The organism is Mediterraneibacter massiliensis, from assembly GCF_001487105.1.
Classification (GTDB): domain Bacteria; phylum Bacillota; class Clostridia; order Lachnospirales; family Lachnospiraceae; genus Mediterraneibacter; species Mediterraneibacter massiliensis.
In genome coordinates this window covers 532897-545386 of record NZ_LN913001.1, presented here as the reverse complement: position 1 = coordinate 545386, position 12490 = coordinate 532897, and the positions used below count along the sequence as shown (strand labels likewise).

Here is a 12490-nt window from a genome sequence, read left to right as displayed (position 1 = left end):
TATATTTCACTATAAAAAGACTATATCACACGACTCTTTCTATCCCCTTTCCCAAATCTTTCATTTTCGAAAGATTTTGTTTTTGTCACTGTACTGAACGCCTTTTTAGGTATACAGAAAATTCGCAGCCTCCTTCCTTTGGAGAAGCGACCTTGATATATCCTCCCTCTTTTCGCAAGATTTCCCTCGCCAGATAGAGTCCAAGTCCCACGCCTTCCTGTTCGCAGAAACGAGGACTCCGATAAAATCTCTTGAATAAAAGCGGCGCTTCATCTTCTTTCACACCTGGGCCTTCATCCTGTATCCGAATCCTCACAAAAAGCTCATAGACTTCCACCCGGATCGTGATCCGTGTATTTTTTCCGGTATATTTCAGCGCATTGTCCAGAATATTATATACCGCTTCCTCTGTCCATTTCTGATCAAAGCAGGCTTCCTGTGCCTGTTCCCATCCACTCTTTTGGATCTGGATATTTTTTTCTCGCCGCTTCTTCTCGCCTCTTTCCAACACACCTTCTAAAAGCGGCATAAGCGGCTGCACCCTGGGAAGTAACTGGATCGTGTCCGTCTCAAGCCGGGACATCTTTACAAGAGACTGGATAAGAAATTCCAGCCGTCTGGTCTCCTTTAACAAATGTTCTGCCATCTCTTTTTCCTCGCCGTTCAGCCGTTCCTGTAAGATTTCTCCGTACAGCAGAAGATTGGCGATCGGCGTCTTTACCTGATGGGAAATATCAGAAACCAGTTCCTGTATAGACTGTTTTTCTTTTTCTATCGTCTCCCTGCCAAGGGCAGAAGCGCTTAGGAAATGCATCCATTTCGCTTCTAGTTTTGACAGTTCACTTTCGTCATAATCTGATTCTGTAAAAGTTCCGTCCAGCGCTCCGTCCAGCATCTGATTCAAAACATCAAATGTCTTTCTTCCTACATATCTGCCCATTTTTCTGTTTCCTCTCTATTTCCAGACATACCCGATCCCATACACATTGAGAATATGGCGTGGTTTAGACGGGTCTTCCTCTACTTTGGCTCTCAGTCTGCTGACAGCCACGGAAAGGGCATTTTCTTCTACATATTCAGCGCCATCCTGCCAGATCTTCTCCAGCATACGTTCCCGCGGCACTGTATTCCCCCTGTTTTCCAGCAAGATCCCCAGAAGTTTCTGCTCTGTCCGACTCAAGATGATCTCCTGCCCGTCCTTTTTGAACTCCCACCCTCTGGTATCCAGATATAAATGCTCATCTTCATATCGGCTTCTTTCATATACCGCCTGTTCCCGCCTCGTATGATTTCTGATAAGATTGGCGATCCTGGCACGCAGGATCGCCAAACTGAATGGTTTTGTCACATAATCATTCGCTCCCAGTTCAAACCCCATCACTTCCTGCATTTCCAGATCATTGGCAGTCAGGATCAGTACCGGGCCATCGGTCTGCTGCCTATATTCTTTCAAAAAATCATATCCGCTTCCATCCGGAAGATTCAAGTCCAGTATCACCAGATCATACTCCTTCTTTTTCTTCCGCACAGTCTCCCTCGCCTGCGCAAGCGTCGTACAGCCTGTAAAATGATATTCTTTGCTTCCAAGACCAATGGCAATCCCTTCGCGCAGCCCTTTATCATCTTCTATAAGTAATATCTCTGTCATATTTTTCCTCTGCTTTTTCTATCTATTTACATAATACTTTTAACACGGCAGTTCTATAGTAACATACTTTTTCCTGCTCAGCGGAATATTTTTATTTTACAGGAAGTATTTTCCTACTACCAGAAAAAATATCCCCTTGACCTCCGAAAAGATTTTATCATCTTGTCTTCCTTGAGCCTGTTCATAAAGTATGATAGAATGTCTTCATATATGATTGAAAACACCAGACAGAAAGGAAGATAGTATGTTTCGTCTATGGGGAAAAGAGTGGAAAGACAACCGAATGGTTAAAGATACTGTAATCTGTGATGAGACAGATGACACCCGCACACACAAGATTTTTCATGCACTGGATGCCATCTGTTATGAGTTTGATCTAAGCAAGCCGATCTGGCTGGATAGTACGATCGCTGAATTCAAACGGCATGACAAAGCTCGTTTCTATCAAGATAATTTCGTAGACTCTATTGACTTTGATTACCTGGAGATCCAGATCATAGAAGAATAAGTTTTGCCGCCACATATAGGCACTCTCTGCCTATTTTATATCACTCATTTCGGATTGCCGCCAGAGGACTTAGGCGCATAGCCCGGAGAGCCGGGAAATATCCCGCCGTCATGCCGACTAGGACAGCAAACGCAAGAGAGGCAAGTACAAGCCACATCGGAATATAGGAGATATTTCCGTCCAGTCCGACGGCGCTTCCATTTCCTGTCAAAAAATTAATGACAAAGGACATCAGAAAACTTAAGATATTTCCGATCACTCCACCTACAAAACCGATAAACGACGCTTCTAAGAGGAACATCTGCCGAATATTTTTCAAGCTGCAGCCGATCACTTTCATCACGCCTATCTCTTTCGTCCTTTCATAGATAGACATCATCATCGTATTGGCAATTCCGATTGCTGCCACAAGCAAGGATACCGCGCCAATCCCTCCCAGCACCGCCTGCACCATGGCAAATTGCTTCTTCATGCTTTCCATATACTCTGCGTTGGTAGATACATTATAGCCCATTTCCCGGATCTGGGCAGACAACGCATCCACCTGATCCATATCATCTGCCTGTACGGCCGCAGAAGAATAGACAAACTTACTGTATGGCTTTCCGGATTTAGTGCTGGGCTGTCCAGGGATCACGCTCCCCCGAAATTCTTTTTTCAGCATATCTTTTAATGTATCCAGATCACAATAGACATAATAATAATTCGCATTATACGCATTGACATCACCGTCTATGACTCCGCTCGCCTTTACCACATACTTCTTCGCTGTTTTTTTTGCCGTTCCCGTTCCACCTGTTCCATCCTGTGAAGCCTGACCTCCATCTTCTCCTAATCCCATGCTCGCACTTTCTTTAGACTGAAAATATGTGCTCTCATCCAGGATCAAAAACAACTGATCCTGCATAAAATCAATATCCGGCAGTTCTCCGGTTTCCCAATACCCTTTTCCTGTAGATTCTTCATAAAAAGACTGGATCACACCATTTCCCACGATCAGATCTAAATTGGGACTGTCAGGATCGGGAAGTTTTCCACCCGGAGCCAAATTTAACTTCAGCTGCTTTAGGCCTCCCGGCGTCATTCCTCTTAAGTCCAGATACCCCATATATTTTCCTTTCAGCGCTATCGCATTCAGACTCAGGATTGGCTCTGCACTCTTGACATGATCCAGTTCTCTCAGTTGTGCGATCACTTCATCCGTAATATACTTATCAGACTCTTCTTCACCCTCCATAGAAGAATAGCTGTACATGCCCGTATCTGACTGCTTGCCTGTGACAGTCAGACTGGTCATTCCCCCTGACTGCTCGATCTCCCGGTACATAGATTCCTGCATGCCAAGTCCCAGAGAAATCATGACCACAATAGAAGCCGTACCGATCACAACCCCTAGAACTGTCAGAAAAGTCCGCAGCTTCCGGCGTTTAAGGCTCGATATGCTCATCCTCAATAAATCGGTCCACCTCATCCAGCAGTTCCTCCTCTTCTATTGCTATCTTCTTTTTCTTTCTCATCTTGAGCACCACGATCACAACGATTACAATAAGCAGAAGTAATGCCGCGATCACTACCGGCAGGACCGGGAAGCCTTTTTCCTCTTCCATTGGCATCATTTCTGCCATATCCGCAGGTTCTGCCTGCTCCATCACAGTCAGAACGAATTCTTTCTCTATAGTAGAGGCTTTTCCTGCCTCATCTTCATAGCTGACGACCATTTTGCATGTTCCGTCTCCCTCCGTCTGGGAAGTGCCTGTAATGATCCCATCGATCGTACCAGTTGCTCCAGATTCCAGATTTCCGATAAAAATCTCCTCACCTTCGATCCCGTCGCCCTGGAATTTTGCCTTCACATTATAAAGTTTGATCCGTCCGGTATTATACAGACTGCAAGTGATATTTGCTTCTTCTCCCACCGCGATGCTCTCCGGAGCGATCTTGATCTCACTGAATTCAAATCTTGCTGCCTGCTTGACCGGAATCGCAAGACTGGAATTTCCCTCATACTGCGCCTGGTTTCCATCTTCATATTTCATAGACATGACAATGCTGTAAGGTTTCTGCACCAAATCCGCCCTTGCATTCAGGTCGATCGTGATGTCTCTTGTCTCCCCCGCTGGGATGTTCTCCAGATATACTGAGCTAGACCCGGAAGACGGCAGAAATGCCGGTGCTTCCGCTGCTGCTTCTGTACCGGAAGAAGGCGCCTGAAAATCAAACAGCATATTAGATACCCCTGTCCATGTCGCTGTATTCTTTACATGTACCACCAGTTTAAAATCACTGCCCGCCTTTACTTCACCCGGATCCGTACTAAAACCGGTCACGATCACACGGGGAATCGACGCGCTTCCTGCGCTTCCCGTGTCTCCTCCGGATGCAACCGGATCCCCGTTAACGATTCCGCCGTCCATCCCGTAAATCTGGCTGTCACTGCCGCTTGTTCCATCCGTACCAGAACTGCCTGCGTCTCCCGCGCCCGGTTTTTCTCCTCCACCCTGTGGAGCAGGTGGTTTTTCCCCTTCTTTTGCCACCGCCTTGACATAGATATATTTCTTGTCATCTTCATATTCATTCGTTCCGTCATCATATGTGATCACAAAATTCAGCCGATACGATTTACTTTCCACATCAGAACGTACCTTAAAATCCCAGGAAACCGTCTCTTCCTGTCCGCTTGCTATGGCGTTTTGTATTTTCTTTTCGTAGTTCATGCTTTCGATCTCAAAAGGCCAGTCCGCGGCATTTTCCAGGGCAGGGGTTATCGTTACGTTCTCGGCTTGTGCTGTGCCCTGATTTAATATATGCAGTTCTAACTTCACTGACTGTCCTGCCTGATAGGTCGGCGTGCTCTGCCCGTTTCCTATGGAAAGCTTGATCTGCGGGATCGCCTTACTCTCCGCTTTGACTCCTGACGGCATAAGTACGCCTGCCAACAATACGGCTGCACAAAGCATACTGACTGTCCTTTTAATAATTTTCATGGTTTTTCCCTCCTAAGTTTTCTATCTTTACGATCTTCCCATCTATGATGTGGAATACTCTGTCTGCATACTGGGCCAGATGATTGTCATGGGTGACCATCACAAGTGTACGTTTCTGTTCCTCCACAATTTTCCGCATGAGACGCATGACATCTTCCGATGTATGAGAGTCTAAATTTCCTGTCGGCTCGTCAGCAAACACGATCTTCGGGTCTGTCACAAGCGCGCGCGCTACTCCTACTCTTTGCTGCTGCCCGCCTGACATCTGGTTGGGCATATGTTTCTTATGTTTCGTAAGTTTCATCAGATCCAGCATCTTATCTGCCTTTTTTAGACGGCTGTCTCTGGCTTCTCCTCTAAAATTCAGCGGCAAGGCCACATTTTCTAATGCGTTCATCGTACCGATCAGATGAAACGACTGAAAAATGAAGCCTACGTTTTCCCTCCTGAATTTTACCAGCGCATCCTCTTTCAGACCCTCTATATGCTGTCCGTCTATGATGATCTCCCCTTTTGTCGGTTTTTCCAGTCCTGCCAGCATATTTAAAAGTGTAGACTTGCCGGAACCTGATGTTCCGACAATAGCGCAAAACTCCCCTTCATATATTGCAAAATCCACACCGTCCAGCGCCCGTACAGCAGAGTCACCGACACGGTAGAGCTTATACAGGTTCTTTACTTCTATGATCTTCCTCACACCACCCCTCCTTTTCTTTTTCTATTCCCTTTTCAGGCTTCTATTACCTTTCTAGTTTAAAAAATAATTTGTAATATTTGTATGTGAAATTATTTAATAATTTCTTAATTTTTTACAACGTATTTTCGCTGTTTGTGGGCATTTTTGTTGTAAATGTGTTGCCGCTTATTGGCAAATATAATTATATGTGTTATTATAATATCGTCAAGAGAGAATGATACATGAAAAGTTATTCTTCAAGGGAAGTATTAAGAAAGACAGTCGGGGCTACAGTTTAGGTAGCCCCGACTATTAAAATTATAGATTGGAGAAATACCATGAAAAAAATAGAACGTTATTTTTATCCTGCTGTTTTTACTTATGAGGAAGGAAAGGAAATTGCTGTTGTATTTCCCGATTTAGATGTCGCTACAAGCGGTGTCAATGATAATGATGCGCTTTTATCCGCTCGTGAATTGCTTGGATGTGTGATGTTTGGAATTGAGAAAGATGGTGAAGATCTTCCTACTCCTACTCGGTTATCTGACATTACAGTAGAAAAGAACGAGCGCGTTGTTTTAATTGATGTATATATGCCGTCTATACGTATGGCTAATGTCAATAAATCTGTAAATCGCACTGTTACACTTCCAGCGTGGTTAAATGCAGCTGCATTAGAACTAAATGTAAATTTTTCTCAAATTTTACAAGAAGCGTTATTACAAAAAATTCGTAAAAATTAAAAACCGCTCCTGCACCAACAGGAGCGGGCCATACATCTGAAGATGTACTAGATGTGCTATACACATTTCTCTGCAAAAATATTGTATCATCTTTAGACAGTCATCACAAACAGAACAGTCGTAATCCTTAAGGGGTTTATCCTCCTGCTACGGAAGAATACGACAATGGACACTCTGCTATGTTGATAACTGGATGATAGATTTTGCAATTCTGACTGCATATAAAACCGGAACATACGCCCCAGGAATGGATCAAGGGCTTTTTCTACCTCACTTGTTTATGTTTGCCGGAATCTAAATTTTCCTTGTATGAGTATCAAAAAAAGCCGTAAACGCTGTATTTTCAACGCTTACGGCTTCTATTAAGCAGATGACGGGAATCGAACCCGCCTCCCCAGCTTGGGAAGCTGGTATTCTACCGATGAACTACATCTGCATGGGAAATATTATAATACTTCCGTGTTAAAATTGCAAGTATTTTTCTACATCTGCGGCATAGATCTTGTATACGGCTGTCCTGTTGAGAAAAGAAAACTATTTCTTACTTCTCTGTGCTATAATAAACATACAGTGAGTATCTGTTTATGCAGATTCCGAAAAACACCATCCCCATCTGGACTTCCGTAATATATCCCTTTCAGGAGGGCTTTGTCCGGCAAGGAAAATAGTTTACTATAAAAGGTAGGAGAAAAAAATGGATATTGCAAAGAAGATCGATCATACTATGTTGAAAGCAGATGCTACCAAAGAAAGTATCATCCGCTATTGCAAAGAAGCCAAGGAGCACGGTTTTGCTTCTGTCTGCGTGAATACCTGTCACGCCGCGCTCGTAGCTTCAGAATTAAAAGGCACAAAAATCAAGACATGCTGTGTAGTCGGCTTTCCCTTGGGAGCCATGATGACTACAGCAAAGGCTTTTGAAGCCTCCGAAGCAGTCAAGGCAGGAGCCGCTGAAATCGATATGGTCATCAACATTGGAGCTATAAAAGATAAAGATTGGGATTGTGTAAGAGATGACATCAAGGCCGTCGTGGACGCTTCCAAACCAGCCATTGTCAAAGTAATCATTGAGACTTGTCTTCTCACAGAAGAAGAAAAAGTGAAAGCATGTCAGCTTTCTGAAGAAGCAGGCGCCGCCTTTGTCAAGACTTCTACCGGTTTTTCCACCGGAGGAGCTACAGTAGAAGATATAAAACTGATGAAAAAAACCGTAGGCGATCGACTGCAGATAAAAGCAAGCGGAGGTATCCGCACCCGTACATTCGCAGAAGATTTGATCGACGCCGGAGCGGATCGGATCGGAGCCGGCAACGGCATCATTCTTTTATAGACCTCACAATCTGTGTCCATAAGTGAAATTTCTGCTTCTTACATATACATTTTTACTATATTCCTTTAGGAAGAATATTTGTCTTTCGCCTCTTCCTAAAGGAGTATTTTATTCTTCAATCTGCCAGTCTACAGGCTCTATGCCGTGTTCTTCCAGGAAACGATTCGTCTGGCTAAAAGGTCGGCTTCCAAAGAAGCCGCGGTATGCCGAAAGAGGACTCGGGTGCGGTGCTTCTAGGATTAGATGTTTCGGATTATTCAACATCCGCTTCTTTCGCTGCGCCGGAGCGCCCCAAAGAATAAATACCATCGGTCTGTCCTGGCTATTCAGCGCAAGGATAGCCGCGTCTGTAAATTCTTCCCACCCTAATCCCCGATGAGAATTCGCCTGATGTGCACGTACCGTCAGTACTGTATTGAGCATAAGCACTCCCTGTTTTGCCCACTTCGTCAGACATCCATGCTGTGGGATCGTGCATCCCATATCGTCATGCAGTTCCTGATAAATATTGACCAGTGAAGGGGGAACTGCCACACCTTTTTGCACTGAAAAACACAGCCCATGTGCCTGTCCATAATTGTGATAAGGGTCTTGTCCCAAGATCACGACCTTCACATCATGCAGAGGCGTAAGGTGAAACGCATTGAATATATCTTGCGCAGGCGGAAAGATCCTTTTCGTCTTATATTCCTCATTGATTGTCTGAAACAGTTTTTTATAATAAGGCTTTCCAAACTCCCCTTTCAGAGCGTCATACCAGTCCCCAGTTAATCCTGCCATCGTATTGTTCCTCCTTACCATTCTTTCAGACAGCCGGCGCTTGTCTCCGGCTGGAGCAATGAAAACGCTTGTCCGCACAGGCATGTATCACAAACGAACAGAGACGCCTTCTTTTCTTAGGTATTCTTTTACTTCTTTTATCTCCAATTCTTTATAATGGAATAACGATGCCGCCAGAGCCGCATCTGCCATTCCTTCTGTCAACGCTTCTTTGAAATGGCACAACTCTCCCGCACCGCCGGAAGCGATCACCGGAATATCCACTTGTTCTGCAATCGCGCGGGTCAGTTCCAGGTCATACCCTGCTTTTGTCCCATCGCAGTCCATACTGGTCAAAAGGATTTCTCCAGCGCCCAGGCTTTCCACCTTTTTCGCCCATTCTACGGCATCTATGCCTACATCGACACGGCCACCGTTTTTGTATATATTCCATCCTCTTTGATCGGGTCTTTTCTTTGCGTCAATAGCGACCACAACACACTGGCTCCCAAATTTCTCTGCCGCATCATGTATCAATTCCGGCGTATTAATGGCAGAAGAATTAATAGAAATCTTATCTGCCCCTTCTCTTAATAGGGCGCGGAAATCCTCCACCGTCCGTATTCCTCCTCCTACTGTAAAAGGGATAAACACACACTGCGCTACCTTTCTCACCATGTCCACTACAGTCTCGCGGGCATCAGAAGAAGCCGTGATATCCAAAAAAACAAGTTCATCTGCTCCTGCCTTGTCATAAGCCCTAGCAATCTCCACCGGATCCCCGGCATCTTTTAAATCCACAAAATTCACGCCTTTTACAACTCTCCCCGCATGCACATCCAGACAGGGAATGATTCTTTTTGTAAACATTTTTGCCTCCTGTTTAAAGTTCCACAAAATTTTTCAGTATCTTCAGTCCCATTTCACTGCTCTTTTCCGGATGAAACTGGCATGCAAACACATTTCCCTGTTCTACAGATGCATCGATCGATACACCATACTTTGCAGATGCTTTCACGATCTTTTCATCCGCTGCTTTCAGATAATAGGAATGTACAAAATATACATACGGATCCGCCTCTATCCCTCGAAATAATCTGCCTTCGTTTTTTAAACACAAGGAATTCCAGCCCATATGCGGAATCTTCAAACCTTCTTCTTTAGGTATACGCAAAATATTTCCCTTTAAAATTCCTAATCCCGGTACTCCAGGCGCCTCCTCGCTGCTCTCAAACAAGACCTGCAGCCCCAGGCAAATACCCAAAAAGAAGATTCCCTTGTCCACCACTTCCCGAATCACTGTATCCAGTCCGGTCTGCCTTAAATTTCTCATTGCGTCCCCAAAGGCGCCTACGCCTGGAAGGATCACCTTATCCGCCTTTTGGATCACTTCTTTTTCTCTTGTGACAAGCACATCTTGTCCCAGATGCACAAGAGCCTTTTCCACACTCTTTATATTCCCCGCATCATAATCGATTATCGCAATCATGCTTTCTGTCCTCCCATCACATACTATTAGAATGATACCATACTCATTCTGATAAGAAAAGACAGCAAATCTGTTTATTTTCCATGCCGCTGTTTACTCTTATCCAACTTATCAAAACGTACACAACCAGGCACATCATTAAAAAACGGACGTCTCTATTCAGACATCCGCTTTCTGCATTCCTCCTCATCCGCCGCACATTTCGTATCTAGTTCGAACCAGAATTCTACTCCATTGTCAAAATTTCGCACTCCATAATCCTGATGGAAAGATTCCATGATTGCCTTGACGATCGACAAGCCGATTCCATTTCCTCCATATTCTCTCGTATGCGCCTTATCCACCTTATAAAACTTATCCCACAGCTTTGACAGGTCTTCTTCGGGAATCGGTTTTCCACTGTTGAACACCGTGATCCTGACCGTATCTTTTCCCGGGATCACACGGATCTCTATACGTTTTTCGTTCTCTGCATGGTGGATCGCATTGGTCAGATAGTTTCGCACTACCTGCTCTGTCTTAAACTCGTCCGCCCAGACACAGACCGGCGACTCTGCCACAAAGGACACTTGGGCTTGTGCCTGCTGTATCAAAATCTCACAGCTCGCGACAACACCCCGTATCAATCCTACAATATCAAAACGCTCAAATTCCAAATCGTCATCGCCAAACTCTAACTGGTTCAACGTCAGCAGATTTTTCACCATCTGGTTCATCTTGCCTGCCTCATCCATGATGACATCACAGTAAAATTCACGGCTTTCCGGGTCATCATTTACGCCTTCTTTCAATCCTTCCGCGTAGCCTTGTATTAAAGCGATCGGTGTTTTTAACTCATGTGAGACATTTCCCAAAAATTCTTTTCTCATATCTTCGATTTTTTCTTTTTGTTCAATATCTTTTAAGAGCTTATTATTTGCTCTTTTTAACTCTGATACCGTTTTTTCCAGCCGCTTGGACATGCTGTTAAAGCTCTCGCCCAGGATCCTGATCTCATTACTGCCTCCGCTCGTATATTTTGCATCGAAATCTAATTTTGCCATCCTCCTCGACAATTCTGCAAGCTCCAGGATCGGTTTTGTAATCTTCTTTGAGAAAAACCAGACTAAAATGCCTCCAAGCAAGATTCCCATCATACCGATATAGATCAGAAATGTATTAGCCAGATCAGCACTCTCCCGTATACTTTCCAACGGGCTTCGCATCGTAAAGAAGGAACCATCCGAAAAATATCCCCACATTTCCAGATAATCTGTCTTATTCTTTGAATCGGTGGCTTTCAGTATCTGATAGTCTTCTGTACTCTCCAACACCATCCCTTCATCCTGGTTTTTATCAAAAAAGTACCCTAACATCCTGGCAAAAAGAAGTCCTCTTTCATCCTTGATCGTAGAAAATATAATATTTCCTCCTGCCGTGTCCATGATCGATATATCAATATTCGTCTTCTCGGACTGATTCAGCACCTTATCCTGTACATTTGCCGATGTAAATTTTCCATCAGACAGAGCACCATCTATCACCTCGTATGTCTCGATCAGGTCTTTTTCCTTATGCACCACATAGTACCGTCCCAGAAAGCCAGAATTGATCACAAACATCCCTGCCAAAATACATACAATTACCCCTATAAAGATCGCCGTGATCTGACTTCTGATGGAACCTTTCATTCTTCCACCTCAAATTTATATCCCATCCCCCAGATCGTTCGGATGTAATCTCCCTTATCCTTCAGCTTACTGCGCAGTTTCTTCACATGTGTATCGATCGTTCTCGCATCTCCGAAATAATCATAATTCCAGACATTATTCAGGATCTTCTCCCGAGACAGCGCAACGCCCTGGTTCTCCACAAAATACGCAAGCAGTTCAAACTCTTTAAAACTTAAATCTATCACCTGTCCATCGATCTTCACGATATGTGCCGTCTTATCAATCACGATCCCACCTGCCTCAAGCATTTCCCCTGCTTCTGCTCCACGGGTCCTCCTCAAGATCGCCCCTACTCTTGCCACTAAGATCTTGGGACTGAAGGGTTTGGATATATATTCATCAACCCCCAGTTCAAATCCTTGTAATTCATCCCGTTCCTCTGCCCGTGCAGTCAGCATGATGATCGGCACTTTTGATTCTTCACGTATTTCCCTGCACACTTGCCATCCATCCATTTTAGGCATCATAACATCTAGAATAACAAGCGCAATATCCCGCTGGGCATAGAAGATATCCATCGCCTCCATACCATCCCCTGCTTCTAAGACAACATATCCTTCCCTTGCCAAGAAGTCTTTTACCAACTTTCTCATCCTGCTTTCATCATCCACAACCAAAATTTTTGCTTTTTCCATACTGCA

The 12490-nt window shown here is 44.4% G+C and carries 13 protein-coding genes and 1 tRNA gene; 3 read left to right on the top strand and 11 right to left on the bottom strand.

Features of this window, described 5'->3' with window-relative positions; genetic code table 11:
* Positions 1-85: 85 nt before the first annotated feature.
* The gene (locus tag BN3282_RS06740; RefSeq protein ID WP_059067709.1) at positions 86-940 is read right to left on the bottom strand and encodes a sensor histidine kinase; all 855 of its coding nucleotides are present in this window, start codon (positions 938-940) and stop codon (positions 86-88) included.
* Between the two features lie 15 nt (positions 941-955).
* Positions 956-1648, bottom strand: a complete 693-nt coding sequence (locus BN3282_RS06735) for a response regulator transcription factor (RefSeq protein WP_059067707.1) — start codon at positions 1646-1648, stop codon at positions 956-958.
* Between the two features lie 244 nt (positions 1649-1892).
* Between BN3282_RS06735 and BN3282_RS06730 the strand changes: the two genes are divergently transcribed.
* Positions 1893-2156 (top strand): hypothetical protein, encoded by a 264-nt coding sequence (locus BN3282_RS06730; RefSeq protein ID WP_059067705.1) that lies wholly within the window; start codon positions 1893-1895, stop codon positions 2154-2156.
* A gap of 40 nt (positions 2157-2196) precedes the next feature.
* On the opposite strand, the gene BN3282_RS06725 is transcribed toward BN3282_RS06730, so the two are convergent.
* Genes BN3282_RS06725 through BN3282_RS06715 form a run of 3 tightly spaced genes read right to left on the bottom strand, consistent with a single transcriptional unit; the run spans position 2197 to position 5837 of the window.
* The gene (locus BN3282_RS06725; RefSeq protein ID WP_059067703.1) at positions 2197-3627 is read right to left on the bottom strand and encodes an ABC transporter permease; all 1431 of its coding nucleotides are present in this window, start codon (positions 3625-3627) and stop codon (positions 2197-2199) included.
* Positions 3584-5140, bottom strand: coding sequence for a COG1361 S-layer family protein (locus BN3282_RS06720; protein ID WP_059067702.1), 1557 nt, complete (start codon positions 5138-5140; stop codon positions 3584-3586). The genes BN3282_RS06725 and BN3282_RS06720 overlap by 44 nt, the downstream gene beginning before the upstream one ends.
* Complete coding sequence (locus BN3282_RS06715) at positions 5127-5837, bottom strand: ABC transporter ATP-binding protein (protein WP_059067700.1); 711 nt, start codon at positions 5835-5837, stop codon at positions 5127-5129. Before BN3282_RS06715 ends, BN3282_RS06720 begins: the two co-directional genes overlap by 14 nt.
* A 317-nt stretch (positions 5838-6154) precedes the next feature.
* Here BN3282_RS06715 and BN3282_RS06710 point away from each other — a divergent pair, with 317 nt between their 5' ends.
* Positions 6155-6559, top strand: coding sequence for a type II toxin-antitoxin system HicB family antitoxin (locus BN3282_RS06710; protein WP_059067698.1), 405 nt, complete (start codon positions 6155-6157; stop codon positions 6557-6559).
* Positions 6560-6924: 365 nt separating this feature from the next.
* Here the strand turns inward: BN3282_RS06710 and BN3282_RS06705 are convergent.
* A tRNA-Gly gene (locus BN3282_RS06705) sits at positions 6925-6995 on the bottom strand.
* A gap of 258 nt (positions 6996-7253) precedes the next feature.
* Here BN3282_RS06705 and deoC point away from each other — a divergent pair.
* Positions 7254-7889, top strand: a complete 636-nt coding sequence (deoC, locus tag BN3282_RS06700; protein WP_059067696.1) for a deoxyribose-phosphate aldolase — start codon at positions 7254-7256, stop codon at positions 7887-7889.
* Positions 7890-7997: 108 nt separating this feature from the next.
* On the opposite strand, the gene BN3282_RS06695 is transcribed toward deoC, so the two are convergent.
* The 5 genes from BN3282_RS06695 to BN3282_RS06675 form a co-directional block, all read right to left on the bottom strand.
* Positions 7998-8669: a uracil-DNA glycosylase gene (locus BN3282_RS06695; RefSeq protein WP_059067694.1), complete on the bottom strand. Its 672-nt coding sequence runs from the start codon at positions 8667-8669 to the stop codon at positions 7998-8000.
* Between the two features lie 87 nt (positions 8670-8756).
* Positions 8757-9518: an imidazole glycerol phosphate synthase subunit HisF gene (hisF, locus tag BN3282_RS06690; protein ID WP_059067692.1), complete on the bottom strand. Its 762-nt coding sequence runs from the start codon at positions 9516-9518 to the stop codon at positions 8757-8759.
* 13 nt (positions 9519-9531) lie between these two features.
* Positions 9532-10137 carry an imidazole glycerol phosphate synthase subunit HisH gene (gene hisH / locus BN3282_RS06685; protein ID WP_059067690.1) on the bottom strand — a complete coding sequence of 202 codons (606 nt, stop codon included), beginning with the start codon at positions 10135-10137 and terminating at the stop codon, positions 9532-9534.
* 155 nt (positions 10138-10292) lie between these two features.
* Positions 10293-11807 carry a sensor histidine kinase gene (locus BN3282_RS06680; RefSeq protein WP_059067689.1) on the bottom strand — a complete coding sequence of 505 codons (1515 nt, stop codon included), beginning with the start codon at positions 11805-11807 and terminating at the stop codon, positions 10293-10295.
* Positions 11804-12484, bottom strand: a complete 681-nt coding sequence (locus BN3282_RS06675) for a response regulator transcription factor (RefSeq protein WP_059070320.1) — start codon at positions 12482-12484, stop codon at positions 11804-11806. Before BN3282_RS06675 ends, BN3282_RS06680 begins: the two co-directional genes overlap by 4 nt.
* Between the last annotated feature and the right edge of the window lie 6 nt (positions 12485-12490).